General features: G+C 56.6%; 17 protein-coding genes. 9 read left to right on the top strand and 8 right to left on the bottom strand.

Annotated elements, in window-relative coordinates; genetic code table 11:
* Positions 1-230 precede the first annotated feature (230 nt).
* Complete coding sequence (locus ACN0VD_RS14300) at positions 231-1514, top strand: MFS transporter (RefSeq protein WP_417595414.1); 1284 nt, start codon at positions 231-233, stop codon at positions 1512-1514.
* Between the two features lie 9 nt (positions 1515-1523).
* Here ACN0VD_RS14300 and ACN0VD_RS14295 read toward each other — a convergent pair whose 3' ends face one another.
* Positions 1524-2642 (bottom strand): AI-2E family transporter, encoded by a 1119-nt coding sequence (locus tag ACN0VD_RS14295; protein ID WP_417595412.1) that lies wholly within the window; start codon positions 2640-2642, stop codon positions 1524-1526.
* A gap of 121 nt (positions 2643-2763) precedes the next feature.
* On the opposite strand from ACN0VD_RS14295, the gene gmk reads away from it, so the two are divergent.
* From gmk to ACN0VD_RS14265, 6 genes are all read left to right on the top strand, one after another.
* Complete coding sequence (gene gmk / locus ACN0VD_RS14290) at positions 2764-3432, top strand: guanylate kinase (protein ID WP_417595410.1); 669 nt, start codon at positions 2764-2766, stop codon at positions 3430-3432.
* Positions 3433-3880: 448 nt separating this feature from the next.
* Positions 3881-5914 carry a hypothetical protein gene (locus ACN0VD_RS14285; RefSeq protein ID WP_417595408.1) on the top strand — a complete coding sequence of 678 codons (2034 nt, stop codon included), beginning with the start codon at positions 3881-3883 and terminating at the stop codon, positions 5912-5914.
* 156 nt (positions 5915-6070) lie between these two features.
* Positions 6071-7084, top strand: coding sequence for a hypothetical protein (locus tag ACN0VD_RS14280; RefSeq protein WP_417595406.1), 1014 nt, complete (start codon positions 6071-6073; stop codon positions 7082-7084).
* A gap of 22 nt (positions 7085-7106) precedes the next feature.
* The gene (locus ACN0VD_RS14275) at positions 7107-7388 is read left to right on the top strand and encodes a hypothetical protein (protein ID WP_417595404.1); all 282 of its coding nucleotides are present in this window, start codon (positions 7107-7109) and stop codon (positions 7386-7388) included.
* Between the two features lie 101 nt (positions 7389-7489).
* A complete protein-coding gene (gene uvrA / locus ACN0VD_RS14270) occupies positions 7490-10567 on the top strand; it encodes an excinuclease ABC subunit UvrA (protein WP_417595402.1) in 3078 nt (1025 codons plus the stop codon).
* Positions 10564-10899: a low molecular weight protein tyrosine phosphatase family protein gene (locus tag ACN0VD_RS14265; RefSeq protein ID WP_417595400.1), complete on the top strand. Its 336-nt coding sequence runs from the start codon at positions 10564-10566 to the stop codon at positions 10897-10899. The genes uvrA and ACN0VD_RS14265 overlap by 4 nt, the downstream gene beginning before the upstream one ends.
* On the opposite strand, the gene ACN0VD_RS14260 is transcribed toward ACN0VD_RS14265, so the two are convergent.
* Positions 10896-11267, bottom strand: a complete 372-nt coding sequence (locus ACN0VD_RS14260) for a DUF4345 domain-containing protein (RefSeq protein WP_417595398.1) — start codon at positions 11265-11267, stop codon at positions 10896-10898. The genes ACN0VD_RS14265 and ACN0VD_RS14260 overlap by 4 nt on opposite strands.
* 742 nt (positions 11268-12009) lie before the next feature.
* Positions 12010-13407: a cytochrome P450 gene (locus tag ACN0VD_RS14255; RefSeq protein ID WP_417595396.1), complete on the bottom strand. Its 1398-nt coding sequence runs from the start codon at positions 13405-13407 to the stop codon at positions 12010-12012.
* A 173-nt stretch (positions 13408-13580) separates the two neighbouring features.
* Between ACN0VD_RS14255 and ACN0VD_RS14250 the strand changes: the two genes are divergently transcribed.
* Entirely contained in the window at positions 13581-14291 is a 711-nt protein-coding gene (locus tag ACN0VD_RS14250; protein ID WP_417595394.1) for a hypothetical protein, read from the top strand.
* Between the two features lie 152 nt (positions 14292-14443).
* Entirely contained in the window at positions 14444-15532 is a 1089-nt protein-coding gene (locus ACN0VD_RS14245; protein WP_417595392.1) for an acyl-CoA desaturase, read from the top strand.
* A 36-nt stretch (positions 15533-15568) separates the two neighbouring features.
* On the opposite strand, the gene gspM is transcribed toward ACN0VD_RS14245, so the two are convergent.
* Genes gspM through gspE form a run of 5 tightly spaced genes read right to left on the bottom strand, consistent with a single transcriptional unit; the run spans position 15569 to position 20376 of the window.
* Positions 15569-16042 (bottom strand): type II secretion system protein GspM, encoded by a 474-nt coding sequence (gspM, locus tag ACN0VD_RS14240; RefSeq protein ID WP_417595390.1) that lies wholly within the window; start codon positions 16040-16042, stop codon positions 15569-15571.
* The gene (locus tag ACN0VD_RS14235; RefSeq protein WP_417595388.1) at positions 16039-17163 is read right to left on the bottom strand and encodes a hypothetical protein; all 1125 of its coding nucleotides are present in this window, start codon (positions 17161-17163) and stop codon (positions 16039-16041) included. Before ACN0VD_RS14235 ends, gspM begins: the two co-directional genes overlap by 4 nt.
* A 12-nt stretch (positions 17164-17175) precedes the next feature.
* Entirely contained in the window at positions 17176-17649 is a 474-nt protein-coding gene (gene gspG, locus ACN0VD_RS14230; protein WP_417595386.1) for a type II secretion system major pseudopilin GspG, read from the bottom strand.
* Between the two features lie 20 nt (positions 17650-17669).
* Positions 17670-18893 (bottom strand): type II secretion system inner membrane protein GspF, encoded by a 1224-nt coding sequence (gene gspF / locus ACN0VD_RS14225; protein ID WP_417595384.1) that lies wholly within the window; start codon positions 18891-18893, stop codon positions 17670-17672.
* Complete coding sequence (gene gspE / locus ACN0VD_RS14220; RefSeq protein WP_417595446.1) at positions 18886-20376, bottom strand: type II secretion system ATPase GspE; 1491 nt, start codon at positions 20374-20376, stop codon at positions 18886-18888. The genes gspF and gspE overlap by 8 nt, the downstream gene beginning before the upstream one ends.
* Between the last annotated feature and the right edge of the window lie 11 nt (positions 20377-20387).

Raw genomic sequence — 20387 nt, 5'->3', positions numbered from 1 at the left:
ATTGGCGATGATCCGAAGCGATGGTGGCAGATTGCAATAATGACCCATCCCTCCTCAATCATGAGCATTGGAAATTGCCCTGATCCATCCGGCTTGCTTGCTTCCGCCGCAAAGCCTGTGAGCCTTGATTTCCTGCAGCACTGAAACGTTCCCCCAATTGCAATATTGATTGTAACTGACATTGCTGTAAGCTTCCTCCAAGCCGTCGGGATAAAGCGGTACAGGAGAGCATGTTGTCGACTACCGCGCAAACGGGGCAAACGCCCCGCAAATTCTATGGCTGGCACAATGTTGGATTGCTGCTCTTCGTTCAGTTTGCCGCATCCGGCTTCGTTTATTTTGCCTATTCCGTGGTGTTTCCGGTGATGGTCGAGACCATGGACTGGAACCGCGGCACCGCGTCGCTGGCGCAATCAATCGCCCTGATGATTCTGGGCCTTGCCTATCCATTGACCGGCTATCTGCTCAGTCGATATGGAGTCCGCCAAACAATCACCATCGGGCTGATCGTCATGCTGTCCGGTCTGCTATTGCTGGTTTCGGTGGTTAGCGAGATCTGGCAATGGATCCTGATCTGGGGCGGCGTCATGGGCCTGTCCTTTGCCCTGACCGGTCCGATCTGCTCGCAAACCGCGATGATCAGCTGGTTCAACATCAAGAGATCCACCACCATTGGCATAGTCATGACCGGCGGCGCTCTCGGTGGCGCACTGGCACAACCGGTGCTGGCGAGCATGATGGATCATTTTGACAGCTGGCGCGCCGCATGGTTGATCGCCGCTGCCATGGTCGCCATTGCCCTGATTGCCACCCAGTTCGTTATCAACCGGCCGGACGATATCGGCCAGTTTCCCGACAATGTCGATCCGGGCCGGGCGGCGCGTGACCCGCTCGCCGGAAATCTACGCCCCAAGACCCATCGCACCGGTCACGACTGGACAATGAAACAGATCATCCGGACACCGGCGCTTTACCTCGTCATGCTGATCACGCTCGGCTATCTTGGCACATTCTTTTTCCTGCTCAATCACGGAATCTTACACCTTACCGATAGCGGGCTATCCAGTCTCGAAGCCGCTTCCATTCTTGGCCTGGCCATATTGGGGAGCGGCCTGGCGCGGATTCCTGCGGGTTGGCTTGGCGACCAGTTCGAATTGCGCTGGACGGTGTTCGGATTCATTTCCCTGATGGCCTTCGGCCTGACCGGTTTCTGGCTCGGCCACAGTGTTTTGCTGCTCTCGGTCATGGGCATGTTATTTGGTGCCGGCTATGGCGGCATGCTGGTTCTGGGGCCGGTGGTGACCGGTAATTATTACGGCGAACGCGCCTTTCCGATCATCAATTCGGTGCTGGCACCGATCATGCTGCCCTTTGCCGCGGCCGCTCCGGCAGGTGCCGGTTATATTTTCGAGGCAAGCGGCAGCTATGATGTCGCCTTCGCTATCGCCATCGCCTTGCTGGTCGCGGGACTGGTCGCAGCCTTTTTCATGAAACCGCCACTCACCCCCGGCTAGAATCAGGATCTAGACATTTCCATCACTGGAGAGCAGCGCCGCAATCGGGCGGGTTCCCGGCCGGCGCGCCAGCACGATCATCAATATGGTTGTAAACGGTACTGCCAATATGGCGCCCGGAATACCCCACAGGCTGCTCCAGATCGCCAGCGAAACCAGCACTACCATTGGGCTGAGATTTACGGATTTGCTAAGCATCCTTGGCTCGACAATATTGCCGATAATTACCTGCGCCGTGGTCATCAGGCCGGTGGCGATAAGCGGAATGGTCAGGGTGCCAAACTGCGCCACAGCGAAGAGCGCGGGAAAGGCCACACCCACGAACGAACCGATATAGGGAATATAGTTGAGCAGCCCGATAATGATCGCCCACAGCGCGGCATATTCCACGCCCAATATCACCAGAATGACCCAGCAGATGACACCGAGGATGATATTGATCAGCGTCTTGGTCGCCAGATAGCTGCCGATGTCATGGTTGATCCTGGTGATCATGTTCAGCGTGTCGGTCGAATCACTATCTGACCCGAAAGCCCGCCGCACCTTTTCCGGAAAACCGGTTATTTCGCTGAGCAGGAAAGAGGCGTATAAAATCGTGATGAAGACAAAACCGCCGAAGCTGGTCAGCGAAGACAGGACCGACTGGGCCAGCGCGGCGATGTCGATTTCGGTAAAAAACCGGGTCGCAAATTCGCTTACTGCCTTGCCAACCGCTTCCGTCCCGCGATCGAATATCGCGGATGGAGAGGCCATGAGTTCGGAAATCTCCGGCTGACCAACCGCCTCTGCCGCAGGCGGCGGAAACCATGCAGAAAACAGATTTTCCAGATTGCGCTGATAGACGGGGAGCGAGGGTACCAGATTCTGCAGGCTCGCCACCAGCATCCGGGTCATGGCGAACAGCAGGGCGAGAACCCCGATCAGTGCAAGCGTCGCGCGCAACCACAATGACGTCCGGCCCAGCCCCGGAATACGGGCGACCGTGGCGCTGGCGGCATAAAGAATCTGTAGCAGGATGATCGCCGTCACAATCGGCAATATGATGTCCTGACCGACGTAAAACAGCCAGCCGATCATGATCGTAATGCCGATCGCATAGAAAATAGTACTGATACGCCCTTGGATCATGATGTCGGAATAGCCATATTATGAAGGACTGTCATCAGGATGATTGTACGGGACAGTCGATAAAGGAAAACAGCAAGACAAGCTTCTTGACGCGCCCCGCCCTTCTCGGCCAATAGCCGCTATGGCCGAGAATAAATCTTCCCAGAATATCGACAATGATCATCGCGAGCTGAGCCGCCGGGGTCTGCTGTTCGTGCTGTCCTCCCCCTCCGGTGCCGGCAAATCGACGCTTGCCAAAATGTTGCTGGAAGCAGACGACGAAATCGCCATGTCGGTCTCCGTCACCACCCGGCCGAAGCGGCCCGGGGAGGAACATGGCAAGGATTATTATTTCGTCACTGGCGACGAGTTTGAAGAGATCGTCGCCGATCACGGCTTCCTCGAATATGCCACAGTGTTCGGCAATCGCTATGGTACACCTGCTGTGCCGGTTAACCAGAGTCTGGCGGATGGTCAGGATGTGCTGTTCGATATCGACTGGCAGGGAACACAGCAACTCTACCAGCGCGCCGGACAGGATGTTGTCCGGGTCTTTATCTTGCCGCCCTCGCTCGATGAATTGCGCAAACGGCTGGAAAGCCGCAACACCGATTCGCCGGAGATTATCGAGAGCCGGATGCAACGCGCAACCAGCGAGATCAGCCATTGGGATGGCTATGACTATGTCCTGATCAACGATGATCTCGATGCCTGCTTTGCCAAGGTGAAGCAGATTCTCGCTACGGAACGCATGCGCCGGTCACGCCAAACCGGTCTGATCGGATTTGTTCGGGATTTGATGGCCGAATAATCAGCCGGACACTTGACTACGCCTGAAGCGGCGCAAACAAGGAGGATGGCACCAGAAGCGTCGCAGAGGCCACGTCCAACAGGGGACCAGACGCGAGACCCTCAGTCCCGGGAACAGGAGCTTGCCCATGCGGTAGGCAATATCCCCGGTTCAGATTTTTGCGAATCCGCATTCTGACACCATCCCCCGTGATTGAGCTTTTATGCAATCCGAAAAATATTATCTGTCTTTTCCGGATCTTCATGCAGCTGGGTTCCAGATAACATAATATTGCATCGCGTTGGCGGTCATTCGACCAACGGCAATTGATAATCGATGAAAGGGACGGGTATGGTTTACCGTACAATATAGGGACAATGCACCGCTTGCAGCCTCGAAAAGAGCGTTGGTTTTGCCGGCCAGACGCGTTACCACAAGCAGAAGCGGCGGATCGTCGGAGGGGGCGGATATGGTGCATGCACGGGAATTTGATGTCCTGATCATCGGTGGCGGTTTTTCGACCATGCCGTTGATCCGTGAATTGGACGCGGATGGTATCCGCTGGCTGATGGTGTCGGAAATGACCCCGATCTGGCAACAGCTGGAAGCCGCCGACGCTCTGGATTTCGATTTGGTGAGTTCACTGCAGAGCAGCGTCTATTCATTCGAACTGGTCGAGATGCTGAAAGAACAGGGCGATGATTTTACCGACGGGTTCCCGACTGCCCGTGAATTTTACGCCATCCACAGGAAATATGCCGCGCGCTATGCCGACCGGATACATAGGGGGCGGGTCGGCAGCATCGACAATCATGTCGACCACAGCATTGTCCATCTGGAGAATGGCGTGAAATTCCGCGCCAAACATGTCGTCATCGCCACTGCTTTCCGGCGGCAGATGAATGCCAATCTCAAACAGATCAAGATTGATGAAAGCTATGCCGGCAAGAATATCGCAATCACCTCGACCGGGGACAGCTCGAACCTGCTGATCGCCAAGCTTGTTGCCCGTGGCGCAAAGGTGCATCTGGTCACCAATGGCTTCATTATGCTCGACAAGATGTTCGCGACCTTTTCGCCGTTTGATGACGGCCCACGCTTCGTACCGCTCGACCAGCTCGAATGTCACAATTTCGCCGAAGTCAGCAAATGGAGCTATCGCGCCTTCATCGATGGCGGCTATATCCACGGCCTGATCCACCGTTGGTTCGCCAGGATTTTCGACCGTAACAGCCTTGGCGTGCGTCACCCCAAAAGCATCCGTCCGCACAAGGACATCCGGACCTTTTTCAAAGCCAGGGCTCCGGTCGAAAATGGCCATATCGCAATCAAATATTGGCCGATCGATGTCTACAAACTCTATTGCGAAAAAGCGCTGGAGCAGAAAATCCGCGATGGCTATCTGATTAATGATCTGCCCTTCTTTCTCGAACATGGCCATGTCAAGCTGTGGGACAAGACCGCCTCCACCATTGATCGTGAAGCGATGACAATTAGCGAGAATGGTGAAACCGTCAGCTTTGACGCAATTATCGATGGCGATCAGGAGATCCCCGCGATCCCCGAGATTCGCCTGCGCGCCGATCAAGCCTCCGACCATTTCGTCTATAAAACAAGGCAACAATATATGGGGGTAGTCTCCCCTCGCCTCCGCAACATTTACACGATTGGCTTTACGCGACCGTTTACCGGCGGCCTCAACAATATCAGCGAGATGCAATGCCTGCTGGTCCACCGGATGATTGCAGAACCGGAATTTCGCCGGGCGATCCGCAGCAATATCAACGAGCGGATCAAACGCTATAACGACACCTATTATGCCAAAAGACCGCGGAAAATGACCGATCATCTGGTCTGGTACGGCACCTATACCGACGAGGTCGCGCGGCTACTCGAAATCCGGCCGCAGCGCAGCGATACGCCCGGTCTCAAGGGGCTGATGAAATATTATATGTTCCCCAACAATGTCTTCCGCTTCCGCGAAAAGGGTCGCTATGCGGTGGACGGGGTGAGCGAGTTGCTCATCCACACCGCAAAGCAATATCACGACTATAAGGTGCTGGCGCTGCTCGTCGTCCGCTATCCGTTTTTCGAACTGCTGGCGCTCGCCACCATTTTGCTCGCACCTGTGCCGTGGTGGATCAAGATACCGGCTGCGATCATCCACAACCGCCTGCCGTTTACCTCGATTCTGGTCGGGAAATTCGGATTGCCGACTCGCGAGAGCAAGGCAATTTTCAACTACCGCAAGGCGATCAGCTTTCCGGTGCTGGCCTATCCATTAATCGCAGCGGTCGTATGGGCAGCCGCGGGCATGGGAGCCGCCTTCGCCTTCTCCGCCGGGTTACTCACCTATGTCTACGCGATGATCCATCTCGGCACCGCAAAGGGATGGAATCGCAAATTTTTCTGCGACATGAAGAGCAAACGGTCGCCGGAGATGGTCGGCTTTTTCGAGCGGTATCGAAAGGCTTTTGGGCGAGTTTCCAGCAAAGGTAATTGACGTCCTGTCCGTGATAACGATCACGCGCACCACAATCCGTCTTGCCCGTCTTCATCGCTCAACAAACAGCGACGCTTTGAGGATTGGCAAAATTGTGTTACAATTTACAAAACCAGAAAATGGTCGCTATCGGAAATAATGGATTGGGGGCAGTCTATGAAGCGGCTATTGTATTCTATTATTTTGAGACCGCCGGTTCTGGTGGTTGCGCTGGGTGCGGTTGGGTTGAGTGGGTGCACGTCATTGCGGGGAGCACCCGACCCCATATTCCCGGCAAATACCGCCCAGAAAGTTCTCGAAGCCTATCCGATTCCCGGCACGGTCACAAAATATAACGAAGCAAAGACCGACGCTGCAAAGCGAGCAATTCGCGACGAATTTTTGTTTGCCTATCTGAACGCCATCGATGCCCATTATTACCGCTTTCGATCAAGGCTTGGTCAGGACAACAGGGAATTGTCCATCGGTTTCGATACAGCAGTACTCGGGCTCAGCGCACTTGGAACAATCGCGAAAAAATCGGCAGATGAGCTTGCGGCTGTATCCGGCGCATTTATCGGCACCCAGTCTTCGATCGACAAAAATCTGTATTTTGATCAAACTGCAGCAGCATTGATCGCTGCAATGGATGCGGAACGATACAAGGTCCGGACGGGCATTATCAGGAAGATCGGATCGGACGCTGCGTCCTATCCGATCACCTCTGCCCTATCCGACATTACCGAATATCAAGCGGCGGGCACTATCGATCATGCCGTCACCATCATCACCGACGAAGCCGTGAAGGAACGGGTGACCGCAAAATCCGAATATGATCAAAAAGTTAGATTTGCCTGCACACCCGAGCAAGTGAGACAATTGGGTGACGGCAAAACGGCGAAGATCGGCGATTTCAACTTCGAAGTTGCCAATGCGGCCCGCGCTGAACTGGACGCCGGGTCGGGCAGTTTCGCCGCTCGGAGCGCCCTTGAGACGCTGGCAAAATATTATGGCCTATCACTCCCCGAGGGGATCACCGAAATTCGGTCGGTGCAGGATATCGACAGAGTGGACATGTTGATCAACAATTCGTTCGGGTCGGCATTTTGCACGATGCAGGAAGTTGACGATCTGATTGCCAAGCTCAAGGCGGAACCATCCTTTACGAACCACAAGTCCAAACTCCCCTAGATTCCAGACCGGAGGTGAAATCATGGCCCTTTATGGTGAATTTAAAGCAAATCTCAGCAAGGAGGAATTGCAGGAAGCATTGAAAGAATATGAAGGTCGGACTCGATTGATGATTGACATTTTGGCCATTTCAACTGGTGACGGAAAGATTACCCAGGTCGAACAGAATATCCGGCAAAGAGCCGAAAAACAGCCAATTCTGATAGTCGTAGGGGAAGACACACCACCAGATGGCGCGGAACTGGATTTCGCCGGAACCGCCTATATTGCGAGCGAAAGAAAGATCGTGGCGATATATCGATAACTCACCCCTTGAAAATAGAACAAACATTGAACATATGACGCGGACCACCCTGTTCTTTTGGCCCGCTGGACTCTCTCCGGCATCTTCTGCAAAGCACGCTTATGAGTCTGACCCACATCAAAGTAAAAGGTGCCCGCGAGCATAATCTCAAGGGCGTGGATATCGAGCTTCCGCGGGAAAAGCTGATCGTGATCACCGGCCTGTCCGGGTCAGGCAAATCGAGCCTTGCGTTCGATACCATCTATGCCGAGGGGCAGCGGCGCTATGTCGAATCGCTCTCTGCCTACGCGCGCCAATTTTTGGAGATGATGCAGAAGCCCGATGTCGAGCATATCGAGGGGCTTTCGCCCGCGATCTCGATCGAACAGAAGACCACCAGCCGCAATCCGCGCTCTACCGTTGCGACGGTCACCGAGATTTACGACTATATGCGCCTGCTCTGGGCGCGTGCCGGCGTGCCTTATTCGCCGGCGACCGGCCTGCCGATCACCGCACAGACGGTATCGCAGATGGTCGACCGGGTGATGACTTTGCCGGAGAAAACCCGCTTCTTCCTGCTCGCGCCCGTGGTCCGTGGCCGCAAGGGCGAATATCGCAAGGAACTGCTCGAGTGGCAGAAGGCCGGTTTCACCCGGGTCCGGGTCGATGGCGAATTTTACGATATTGAGGAAACGCCGAAGCTCGACAAGAAATACAAGCATGACATCGAGGTTGTGGTCGACCGGCTGGTCGTGCGAGAAGGGCTGGAACAGCGGCTGGCGGACAGTTTTGAAACCGCCTTGCGGCTGGCGGATGGGCTGGCTTTTGTTGATCTCGCGGATGGGACGGTTGAGGAGGCTTTGGCGCTTGCCAGTCGTGCTTCGACAGGCTCAGCACGAGCGGCCGGGGAAGACGATAGCGCGGCAAAGAAACCCGTTCGTCCTGAGCCTGTCGAAGGACCCGGCGTCGCAGAAGCGCAAACACCGTTCGTGTCGAGCGCAGTCGAGACACGCCTCTCGACTGCGCTCGAGGCGAACGGACAAAATCCGGATTCCCCGCAAGGCAAGATGAAAGGCACCGGCCTGCCGCCCAACCGAATCGTTTTTTCCGAACGCTTCGCCTGCCCGGTCAGCGGCTTCACCATCGAGGAGATCGCGCCGCGGCTGTTCTCGTTCAACGCTCCGCAAGGCGCCTGCCCATCCTGCGACGGCCTCGGCGAGAAGCTCCATTTCGATACCCAGTTGATCGTGCCCAATCCGGCACTGAGCATCAAGAAAGGCGCGGTCGTGCCCTGGGCGAAGTCCAACCCGCCCTCGCCTTATTATATGCAGGTGCTGGGCAGCCTCGCGCGGCATTTCGAATTTGATCTGGAAACGCCGTGGAATGAACTCAGCGAGCATCATCGTGACGTCATCCTCAACGGCACACAGGGCCTGCCGGTCACCCTGCGCTTTCAGGACGGGCGCAAATCCTATGAGGTGAAGAAACCGTTCGAAGGCGTCGTCGGCAATCTCAAACGGCGGATGCTGCAAACCGAGAGCGCCTGGATGCAGGAAGAACTGGCCAAGTTTCAAGCAGCAGCGCCCTGCGAAACCTGTCACGGCGCGCGGCTCAAGCCGGAAGCGCTGGCGGTCAAGATCGCGGGCGAGGATATCTCGATTTCGACCCGGCGCAGCGTCGGCGATGCCCTGGAATTTTTCGAAGGTCTGGGTGCAAAGCTCGACAAGACGCAGAGCCAGATTGCCGAACCGATCCTGAAAGAGATTATCGAGCGGCTGGGTTTTCTGAACAATGTCGGACTCGACTATCTCAATCTAGACCGGACCAGCGGCACGCTCTCCGGCGGTGAAAGCCAGCGCATCCGTCTCGCCAGCCAGATCGGTTCGGGCCTCTCGGGCGTCCTTTATGTCCTCGACGAACCGAGCATCGGCCTTCACCAGCGCGATAATGACCGCTTGCTGACAACCCTCAAACGGCTGCGCGATCTTGGCAATACGGTGATCGTGGTCGAGCATGACGAGGATGCGATCCGCACCGCCGACTGGGTCGTCGACATGGGCCCGGGCGCCGGCGTTCATGGCGGCGAGGTCGTTGCCGAAGGCACGCTCAAGCAGATATTGAAGTCCAAGAAGTCACTGACCGCCGCCTATCTCAACGGCACGCGGGAAATCGAAGTGCCGGCCAAGCGCCGCAAGGGCAATGGCAAGAAGCTGACCGTGCACGGCGCGACCGCCAACAATCTGCAGAATGTCACCGCGTCGATCCCGCTCGGAACCTTCACCTGCATCACCGGCCTGTCCGGTTCGGGCAAAAGCTCGTTCACCATCGACACGCTTTATGCGGCGGCGGCGCGAACGCTGAACGGCGCGCGGATGATTGCCGGCAAGCATGACAAGATTACCGGCCTGGAATATTGCGACAAGGTGATCGATATCGACCAGTCGCCGATTGGCCGCACGCCGCGATCCAACCCGGCGACCTATACTGGCGCTTTCACCAATATCCGCGACTGGTTTGCGGGTCTGCCTGAGGCACAGGCCCGCGGCTACAAGCCCGGCCGGTTCAGCTTCAACGTCAAGGGCGGCCGCTGCGAAGTCTGCCGTGGTGACGGGCTGATCAAGATCGAGATGCACTTCCTGCCCGACGTCTATGTCACCTGCGAGGAATGCGGCGGCAAACGCTATAATCGCGAAACGCTGGAGGTGAAGTTCAAGGGCAAGTCGATCGCCGATATTCTCGACATGACGGTCGAGGATGCGGTCAGCTTCTTCAAGGCCGTGCCGCCGATCCGCGACAAGATGGCGATGCTCTATGAAGTGGGCCTCGGCTATGTGAAGGTCGGCCAGCAGGCGACAACCCTGTCCGGCGGCGAGGCGCAGCGGGTCAAGCTGGCCAAGGAACTGTCGAAACGATCAACCGGGCAGACGCTCTATATCCTGGATGAACCCACCACCGGCCTGCATTTCGAGGATGTCCGCAAGCTGTTGCAAGTGCTTCACCAGCTGGTCGAACAGGGCAATAGCGTGGTGGTGATCGAACATAATCTCGACGTCATCAAGACCGCCGACCATATCATCGACCTCGGCCCCGAAGGCGGCGTGCGCGGCGGCGAGATCGTCGCACAGGGCACACCGGAAGAAGTCGCCAAGGTCGAGGGCAGCTTCACCGGCGGCTATCTGAAGGATATGCTGGCGAAGTGAGCGGTGGCCAAAGGAAGCTGTTGTTTGTCTGTTCCCGCAATAGACTGCGCAGCCCGACTGCCGAAGCGGTGTTGAATGGTGTGGAAACGGTAACTGCCATTTCCGCCGGCACGAATAATGACACCGAAACGCCGCTATCCGGCGATCTGATCATATGGGCGGATATCATCTATGTGATGGAGACCGCCCACAAGAAGAAGATCACCCGGACATTTGGCGAATTACTGAAGGATAAGCCCGTCAGAAATCTCGCTATTCCGGACAATTACAAGTTCATGGAACCGGATCTTGTCACCAGGATAAAGTCAAAATTTCCGGAATATTTCTCTTAATATCGCAGCGCTTTCGCCTGCCAGAGCAGCAGCAGCGGTGACAGCAATTCGACGGCCATCGCCCCGATTTGCTCGGTCGGCGCCGGACCTACGGTGAGGTAGGATATCGCTCTCGCGCAGCCGCCAATAAAGAAGCACAATATACCGAAGCGGAACAGGCTGGCCCGTCGTCTCAGATCGCCGGCGCTGTAGAAAAACATAGCAGCGACGCCGAGATAAACCCCTGAATAATAACGATACTGGTTATCCAGCGCGGCGCTGAACGGGTCTGCACCCATATGCTCCGCCGCTCCGAAAAATATTCCGTTCACTCCGAACCAAAGCGGAATGAAGCCAATCAATATAGTGACAAAGCGAAACGCGATCATATGATATCCCCCTGTTTCCCCTCCCTGCTGAACGAAGAAGGGTGTGTGACTTTACGAACTGGTTGCCCAGCCATAGTTTGTTGAGGCTGTGATTTCGTCCAATTGCGAAGCCCCCTCATCCGGCTCCGATCAACGAATGTTTCGCAAGCAGTGAAAATCTTGTCCTTGGTGAGAGAAGACTTGCACCCATTCCAAACCCCAAACTCACCGATAACCCATTCGGCCAGTTATGATCGTCGTTGATCCATGAAGACTGCCACGGAGGAATCACACTGTCAATTTTTGTGTGTAATATCAGTCAACAAGCAGGAAAAACCTTTTGTCATAAGAGAATATTTGCACTTATTTCCGCCACCATGATGGCTTTCCGGCCGGTCCGGTTCCGCATCGATCCGCGATTGTTTGCCATAGCAGGCAAACCTAGCCAATTTTATGCGTAATATCAGTGACCTGACAGAAAAACACGCTGGCCCGGTTATGAGAGAATATTTACATTTATTCCCATCGCCACAAGCTTTCCGGCCAATTGGGTTCCTCATCGATCGATGAAACCTGCCAGAGAGGAAACAGCTGCCCGTTTTCTGAGCATCAATCACCGCCAAGCAATGGAGGTATCGCCCTTATGAGAGAATATTTACACTTATTCCCGACAGTGCAGCATCAGCCATAAAACTGGCCTTCAACCGATACATATCCGCCAGTGCTGAGATCGACCGCAACCCGGCTTTCGGATATTAGGTCGCTAGAGCCGTTCAAGCCGAACCGGCAATCCGTCTTTTGGCTGCGGGATTGGAAAAACCTGCCACTTCGGTTCATAATCCGGCCCGCCCTGCAGCATAATGCGATTCTGAGTCAGCATCGCGTGCATCAATATCTTGATCTGCATATAGGCAAAATGGAGACCGAGGCACATATGGGCGCCACCGCCGAAGGGCACCCAGGCATATTTATGACGCCCGACAGAGTTTTCCGGCGTGAAACGCAGCGGATCAAATTTTTCGGGATCGGGCCAGTGCTTTTCCATTTTGTGAACGAAGCTGGGGCTCACCCCGACCGATGTGCCGGCGGGAATGGTATAATTGCGGAATGTGAAATCCTTGAGTGCGCGGCGCGGGATGCTCGGCACTGGCGGAATCAGGCGAAGCGCTTCCTTGAAAGCCATTTCAGTCAGTTCCAGCTTGCCCAACTGCTCCATGCTCAGCGCCGTTCCAGCAGGCGCCACCGACAGACATTCTTCCCGAATCTTGCCCTGCCACTCGGGATGTTTGGCGAGCAGATAGATCAGGCTGGTCGCCGATGAGGTAATCGTATCATGCGCCGCCATCATCAGAAAATTCATGTGATCGACGACTTCATCTTCGGTCAGCAACTCGCCGTTTTCATGGGTTGCGAGACATATCTGGGTGAAAATATCCTCCCCACCCTTTGCCCGTCGCTCTTTCACTTGCGGCGTAAAATATTCGAGTAGATATTCGCGCGCCTTCACGCCTTTCCACATCTTGGTGAACGGTATCGGCGAACGCGCAACACCTACCGAAGCCTGCACTTCATCGACAAACGCCTTGTTGATCTTGTCCGCTTCCGGCCCCCACGGGATGCCCAGAATGGCGCTGGCAGCGGTATCAAGCGAAAGAGACTTGATAGCGGGATAAAATTTGAATTCGGTCCCACCCCAGTCGGAAACGCGCTCCAGAATACCTGCGCCCAGCACCTCGCAATGGTGCTTCATCGGTCCCGGCTTGAAGGCAACGGAGAGCGCCTTGCGGTCAGCCCTGTGCCGGTCAAAGTCCATCAACATCAATCCGCGCGGAAAAAGATTGTTGAGCACCGGGCCCCAGCCCTGTTCGCTGGAAAATATCTTTTCGCGGTTGAACATCACCAATTCGGTCGCATCGGCACCGAGCAGCATGACATTCTGCTTGCCGAAACTATGCGTACGATAAACCGATCCGTAGCGTTCGAACATATATTTGCCGAAACCGATCGGGTCCCGGATCACTTTCAGCGTCGTTCCCAATATTGGCAGGCCCTGTTCACCCGGGATATGCGCCAATTGCGCTTCTTTTGGTGGTTTCACCCAATGCGGATTGGCACTTTCCTGATAGGGATATCCATGCGGTTTTGCTGAAATTGTCGCCAACGGAAAGCTCCTGAATTATTGTCTCCATTTCTTAATAGCTACTTTCATTAATGTCAGCAAGCTGCTCCATTCATCGATTATTCAATCGCAGCATGATAGCGGGGATAACGGTAAAGCGGGATCGCGACCCGGCACATCTGGTGCTGTCAGAGGCGGTCTCTAGGGAAAAGATCATGATAGAATTTACGATGGCTCGGGGCCTGAAGTCCGCTGTGGCGGCCGGAGCACTATTGGGGCTGGGCGGCTGTATGTATGGCAGCGCCGGCTATTATGGCGATGGCTATGTCAACGGTGGTTATGATTGCGACCCCTATGCTCCGTTCGACGATTATTATGCCTGCGACTATGGATATGGCTTTGCCAACATCGGATTCGGCGGCGGCTGGTACGATCATTATTATTATCCCGGCTATGGTGTCTATATCTTCGATCGTGGCGGGAGACGGCATGCAATGCGGGATAATCACCGGCGCCATTGGGCGCGGCAACGGGCCGAATATGGCGGACATCACGTCAGAGGTCGTAATCTAACGCCCCAACAGCGAGCGAATCGACGCGACCGCCGGGATGATCGTCGTGACGATGCCCGCGATCAACGGCGCGGTAATTATCGTGACAATATAGGCACGCGCAATGGCCGCGGCGATCGTGCCAGAACAGGGGCAAGGTCACCCCAGCAAAATGGTCAAGCCGCACCGGTCCGCAATCGCGGGGATCGCGCGGGAACAGCTAGTCGACGACCATCCAGAGCGGTCGAGCGACCACAAACCCGGACGCCCCCCGTTGCGCGGCCCGCAACGACGTCGAGACCGGTGCGTACAGACCCGCCCCGCCCTTCAGCGCGTAACGGTCGCAACGGACGGAAACACGTCAACGACGACTGAATCGGCCTGAGGTTCATCTGCTGACAATAGCCGGGCAATTGAATGAAAAGGGCGGCTTTTGGCCGATAGCCGGCCCAATGGTTAAGACAATTGTAATCATCGTAAATAGCCTATATCCTGTGTTCCCGAGTGAAGTTTCGAGGAATTGGCCGATGGCGACCGCATTTAGCGACATTCAACCCGATGATTATACACCGTCGGAACAGCATCCCCAGCACGGCGTCATCATCGGCGGTCCGGCTGCGCGGGCAAAGCGCATCGAATATGGCATATTGCTCTCGACCATGGTTCTGGGCTCGCTCGGCGCGCTTTACTGGACCCTTGCCCATTCTACCGGTTGGGTGGAATGGTCTGCCTTTCTCTTCGGTTTTGTCCTGATTAACATGGGCGTCGGTATCGGCTATCACCGCTATTTTACCCATCGCTCCTTTGAAGCGGGTCCGAAAATGCGCCTTGCTATCGGTATCATGGCGCAAATGGCTTGTCAGGCATCGGTGCTCAAATGGGCCGCAGACCATCGCCGTCACCACGCTTTCGCTGACGGGGTTGGCGATGTACACAGCCCCTATATCGACGGGCACGGCAAGAATATGTCCAAATGGAAGGGGCTCGGCATCGCCCATTTCGGCTGGCTGTTCGACAATACCACTTCCGATATGAAGGTGTACGGAAAAGGACTGATCGACGATCCGCAAGTATTGTGGTGCCACAAGCATCGCTGGTCGATCGCGATTTTTTCCAGCATCATTCTGCCCGCTGGTTGGGCGCTGGCCTTTGGCGGACCCGAACATATTATCGGCACCATCCTGATCGGCGGATTCTTCCGCAATTTCTTCTTCCTGAACTTCGTCATGGGCGTGAACAGCATCGGCCATGTCTTTGGCTCGCAACGGTTCGACACAAAGGATGGTTCACGCAACAACTGGTTCATGGCCTGGATGACCTTTGGCGATGGATGGCACAACAACCATCACCAGCACCCGCGCGCCGCGTCGTCGCAAGTCGCGTGGTGGGAATTCGATCTCAACGGACAGATCATTTATCTATGGGAAAAAATGGGTCTGGTCTGGAACGTCCAGCGCGCGCCAGCCTATATCCGCAACGAAAAGGGCGAATGGGTCCAGAAAAAAGCGAAAGTCGCGAGTGCCGATCTGGCCGAACCGGAAGCCATGTCGGCTGACGATGGCGGCATAATGTTCCCGGCCAAGGACAAACAGCACCATATAGAACCGGCCGAGTGAAGCTTCACACCAAAGCCCGCTAATGGGCTCCCCCAGCTAATGTGCTCGCAAAGTCAGCGTTGCTGATATCGTGCCATTTCCCGCAGGATTGATGCTGAGGGACTCGACCGCGACTCCCTCCCGTTCGATCCGTTCGAGCCAGCCAAATAACGCTGTCGGCTTAGCGGATTCGACCACCATATTGACTCGCTCACCTAACTGGGGAACGACAGAACCAACCGCAATGCCGGTTTCCCCCGCACTTTGGCTGACAAAAGCGTCGATCGCGCCGCTGAACTTGACTGGCGTTCCATCCACCGGCTGCTGGAGCGCCGCAACCTTGGCCTCGATCCGCGCCTGCCGCTCGACCGCTTCTACATAGCGATCTTCGGCAGATGTCATCGCTCCCGACATCGGCCGCACGATGCCATAATAACCGACCAACCCGACCAACAGAAGCCCGGCGATCCCGAGCAATATTCTTTCCCTCTGGCTCAGTCCGGCAACCCAGTTTCGTGCATTGTCGATCATGGCGCCCTCACCGTAATATCCGCCTGCGCCGACCCCGTGGCATCGGTGCGCGGGGTTGCCGTGATGATGAAACCCGCCTCCTGCAGCGCCAGCAAGGCTGGGTTGATATCCTCGTTACGAACTGCGGACAATGTCGCCGAAATTATCCCGTTTTTACTATAAGCCATACGGGTGATCGATACGCCCGGTACCTGCTGCAGCGCGGAATAGAGCCCCGAGGCCGGAACCGGGAACATGACATTGCCCCGGTTTTCGGCAACCAGCCGCTCGTCCAGCGCGCGCTCGGCGCTCTCCGGATTTTCCATCTCTCCGACAATAGCGGCGGCGCTGGCCAGAGCCGCTTCGTCAGCCTTGCCCGCCGACCAATGATATTGCGCCATCTGCACCAGCGGAATGGCAAGCGAAACGATGACCAAAGCCACCGCCATCCAACCGAGCCGGCGCTTTTGCTTTGCGTCCATCGCCCGCTGCGTTTTTTTGGCAAAAGGCCCGCTACGAAAATCCAGATCCGCTGTTTCAATCGTGCCGACCAGCATCGCGTCAAAGGCATCGCCGGTGATCGGTGTGATAGTCCGATCAGCGAAAAGCATTTCCCGCAGCGCCGGATCATCGGTTGCTATGATATTATCCGCTCGGACAACCTGATCGAAGCCGAAATCCACAGACGCCGCGCCGCCATCAATGACCGGCAGCAGCCATCCCGATGGAATGATCGCATCGGGATCAATTTTAAGCGCCTTCAAACGGACCAGTCCAGCAGATAATATATCCCGTCCAACCGATGCCGTGATCAACTCACCCACGCTATCGACAGTGGCGACGATATGGAGATTCTCGTTTTCAAGGCTTTGGGCTTTCGCCGCCATCATCGCCGCCGTGAGCGCCTGATTTTGCGTCGCGTCGCTAATCGGTTCGTGCTCCATGACCGTTGTGAGATGCGACGGCAGGAGCGCGATCACCCTCACATCCCCTTCGGTATGGTCCGGTCCATAGGCCTGCGAAGCCATAAGCGGGTCGGGATCACATCCCCATGCTTGCACGGAGCCATCAACAACATGCCACCAATGGAGCGCCTCGTCGTCGGTGGCCGGAAAGGCAATCAGAAGGAAGAATTGGCTCATGCGCTGCTGTTCTTATTCGCCGTAGATATCGGCATTGTCGTCTTCGCCGCCCGGTGCGCCATCGGCACCCAGCGAGTAGAGATCGTAGCCGGGTCCCTGACGGCCCGGATTGTCATATTGATAGGGCCGGCCCCACGGATCATCGGGCAGCTTCTTGATATAGCCACCCTGCCGGTAACGCCCGGTCGTGGCCAGGGAAGCGGGCGGCGCAATCAGCGCCTGCAACCCGTCGGACGAACCGGGATAGCTGAGATTATCAAGCCGGTACATTTCCAGCGCCTGCCCAAGAGTCGCAATATCCGCCCGCGCCTTCTCGACCATCGCGCGGTCCTGACTGGGCAATACATTGATCACGACAATCGTCGTCAGCAGGCCGAGGATGAAGATAACCACCATCAACTCGACCAGAGTGAAGCCATTGCGCTTTTGCTGCTTTTTGCTTTCGGGAGCCGAAACCGTTTCTGGATTTTCAATTTCTGTCGTCATGATCATTCCTTTTTCCGGCCCTATAGTCCGGCAAGATTCTGAAGCTGCAGGATCGGTAATAATATCGCCAATATCACCACCGCGACCAGTCCGCCGAGCGCCACAATGATGATTGGTTCGAGCAAGGACAAGGCGGTTGAGCTAAAATTGTCAAATTCCCGTTCCAGATAACCCGCCGCCCGCGCCAGCATGTCGTCGAGCTGCCCCGAGGCCTCGCCGCTGGAGGTCATATAGACCAGCATCGGCGGGAACACGCCGGTATTCTTGAGCGCCGTCGACAGGCTTCCGCCGCCTCTTATCGCCTCGACCATATCTTCCGAAGCCTTGCGCAACACGCTGTTGTGGATCGTATCGGTGGTCAGCCGCAGCCCCTCGATAATCGGCAGGCGGCTGGCGACCATGGTCGACAGGGTCCGCGCCAGACGCGCCGCGTGCAAATCGCGCAGCAAGCGGCCGACAAATGGCAGGCGCAGCAGGAAACCATCAAAGCGATATTTGAGCTGCGGCTCCTTGAGCGCGCGCCAGCCGATCAGAAACATCAGTCCGATGAAAATTGCAATCGCCCACCACCAGTCGGCGAGAAAGCCGGAAATGCCGATGACGATCCGCGTGACCATCGGCAGTTGCTGGTTCACATCGTCAAACTGCTCGACCACCTTGGGCACGACCGCGATCATCAGCAGCGCGACGACGATCACCGAAACCAGCGCCAGTACCGCCGGATAGGCCAAAGTGCCGATCAATTTTCCGCGCAATTCGGCCTGGCGCTCGAGCAAATCGGCGAGCCGTTCGGTGATATCGGGCAGCGTGCCGGAGCTTTCACCCGCGGCAATCATCGCCCGGTAGAGCGGCGGAAAGCTTTTCGGTTCGCGGCGCATAGCTTCGGACAGACGCTGCCCCTCGATCACCCCGCCGTGCACCGTTGCGATCCGCTGCTGCACATGCGGTTTCTCATTCTGGTTGCCGATCAGCCGCAGCGCTTCCTCGAGCGGACTGACCTGCACCAGCGAGGATAATTGCCGTGTGAACAAAGTGAGTTCTTTCGAAGTCAGCTTTTTCGGACCGAACAGGCCTGCAGATTCCTTGCCCTGCCTGCTCTTTCCGCCCTGCGCCGCTTCCATCCTGACGACATAGAAATTGCGCTCGGTCAGTTTCGCCCGGGCCGCATCATCGCTGGCCGCAGTCAATCGCCCGGTCTTTTCCCGGCCCTTGGGGTCGATCGCGCTATAGGCATATTCAGGCATCGGCTGCTTCGCTTTCGCGCCGGGATATGCGGATCACCTCTTCGGCCGTGGTGAGCCCTTCGCGGACAAGCGCTCTCGCGGCGACACCCAGATGCGGCTGGTTGCGGAAGGCATGGGCACTGATCGCGGCCTCGTCGCCACCGTCGTTGATCAGCTTGCGCAACGTGTCGTCGATGCGGATCGCCTCGAACACGCCAATACGTCCCTGAAAACCGGTCTGGTTGCAATGTTCGCAGCCGGTCTCGCGATAGACCACCGTGCCATCCTCAAAACCGAGCAGCGATGCCAGACTACCATCAACCGGAAATGGCGTGCGGCAATGTTCGCACAGCCTGCGCACCAGACGCTGGGCAATCACCGCGCGCAAGGTCGAGGCGAGCAGAAACGGCTCCACCTTCATGTCGCGCATTCTGGTAATCGCGCCGACCGCATCATTGGTGTGCACCGTGGACAGCACGAGATGGCCGGTGAGGCTCGCCTGCACCGCAATCTCTGCTGTCTCTCTGTCTCTGATCTCCCCGATCATCACGACGTCGGGATCTTGCCTGAGAATGGCGCGCAGGCCCGCAGCAAAGGTCAGACCGACCTTCGCATTCACCTGCGTCTGGCCAATGCCCTCGATCGCATATTCGACCGGATCCTCGACGGTCAGGATATTGCGACTGCCGTCATTGAGCTGCTTGAGCCCGGCATAAAGCGTTGTGGTCTTGCCCGATCCGGTCGGACCGGTGACGAGGATAATGCCATTGGGTTCCGAAAGCGCATCGGTAAGGATCGCGTGGGTGCTTGGCGACATGCCGAGCAGATCGAGCGATATCCCTGCGCTTTCCTTGTCGAGAATCCGCATCACCACCCGCTCGCTCGCGCGGTTGGGCAGCGTCGAAACGCGCACATCGAGCAATTTTCCACCCAATGTCAGGCTGATCCGGCCATCTTGTGGAATCCGCCGCTCGGCAATATCGAGCCGCGCCATCACCTTGATCCGGTTGACGATCACGCCCGCGACATGCGGCGGCATGCGCAGCTTTTCGGTCAGCACACCATCGACCCGCATCCGCACCACCAGACCCGTCTCATAGGGTTCGATATGGATATCCGATGCGCCCTGTCTGGCCGCTTCGGCGATAATCCCGTTGATCAGCCGGATCGTCGGCGCATCGTCGGCGCTGTCGAGCAAATCTTCTGCACTTGGGATATCGCCGGCAATGTCGTCGAGCCCCTCGCCCGCCAGCGCCATATCGCCCGCCATCGCGGCGGCAGAGCCGTCCATCGCATAATGGGCGCTGAGCAGCTTCTCGAAGGCCGGACCATCAACACGCTCCACATCAAAGGGCAGAGCGAGAAAGCGCCGCACTTCCAGCAGCGCCGAAGGATCGGACCCGTCGCGCATCGCGAGCGACAACCGTTCACCACTGCGATCCTGTATCAACAAACCATGATCGCGGGCATAGGAATATGGCAGGTCCTTGACAGCCACCGGCATATGCACCCCGC

Source organism: Parasphingorhabdus sp. (assembly GCF_048267785.1).
Classification (GTDB): domain Bacteria; phylum Pseudomonadota; class Alphaproteobacteria; order Sphingomonadales; family Sphingomonadaceae; genus Parasphingorhabdus.
Note: the sequence above shows the minus strand (reverse complement) of the source record. Positions and strands in the feature narration are given on the sequence as shown.

Bases quoted from the DNA above. Each gene is read 5' to 3' on its own strand.
- ACN0VD_RS14300 (WP_417595414.1), top strand. From the start codon at position 231: ATGTTGTCGACTACCGCGCAAACGGGGCAAACGCCCCGCAAATTCTAT.
- ACN0VD_RS14295 (WP_417595412.1), bottom strand. From the start codon at position 2,642: ATGATCCAAGGGCGTATCAGTACTATTTTCTATGCGATCGGCATTACG.
- gmk (WP_417595410.1), top strand. From the start codon at position 2,764: ATGGCCGAGAATAAATCTTCCCAGAATATCGACAATGATCATCGCGAG.
- ACN0VD_RS14285 (WP_417595408.1), top strand. From the start codon at position 3,881: ATGGTGCATGCACGGGAATTTGATGTCCTGATCATCGGTGGCGGTTTT.
- ACN0VD_RS14280 (WP_417595406.1), top strand. From the start codon at position 6,071: ATGAAGCGGCTATTGTATTCTATTATTTTGAGACCGCCGGTTCTGGTG.
- ACN0VD_RS14275 (WP_417595404.1), top strand. From the start codon at position 7,107: ATGGCCCTTTATGGTGAATTTAAAGCAAATCTCAGCAAGGAGGAATTG.
- uvrA (WP_417595402.1), top strand. From the start codon at position 7,490: ATGAGTCTGACCCACATCAAAGTAAAAGGTGCCCGCGAGCATAATCTC.
- ACN0VD_RS14260 (WP_417595398.1), bottom strand. From the start codon at position 11,267: ATGATCGCGTTTCGCTTTGTCACTATATTGATTGGCTTCATTCCGCTT.
- ACN0VD_RS14250 (WP_417595394.1), top strand. From the start codon at position 13,581: ATGATAGAATTTACGATGGCTCGGGGCCTGAAGTCCGCTGTGGCGGCC.
- ACN0VD_RS14245 (WP_417595392.1), top strand. From the start codon at position 14,444: ATGGCGACCGCATTTAGCGACATTCAACCCGATGATTATACACCGTCG.
- gspM (WP_417595390.1), bottom strand. From the start codon at position 16,042: ATGATCGACAATGCACGAAACTGGGTTGCCGGACTGAGCCAGAGGGAA.
- ACN0VD_RS14235 (WP_417595388.1), bottom strand. From the start codon at position 17,163: ATGAGCCAATTCTTCCTTCTGATTGCCTTTCCGGCCACCGACGACGAG.
- gspG (WP_417595386.1), bottom strand. From the start codon at position 17,649: ATGACGACAGAAATTGAAAATCCAGAAACGGTTTCGGCTCCCGAAAGC.
- gspF (WP_417595384.1), bottom strand. From the start codon at position 18,893: ATGCCTGAATATGCCTATAGCGCGATCGACCCCAAGGGCCGGGAAAAG.
- gspE (WP_417595446.1), bottom strand. From the start codon at position 20,376: ATGCCGGTGGCTGTCAAGGACCTGCCATATTCCTATGCCCGCGATCAT.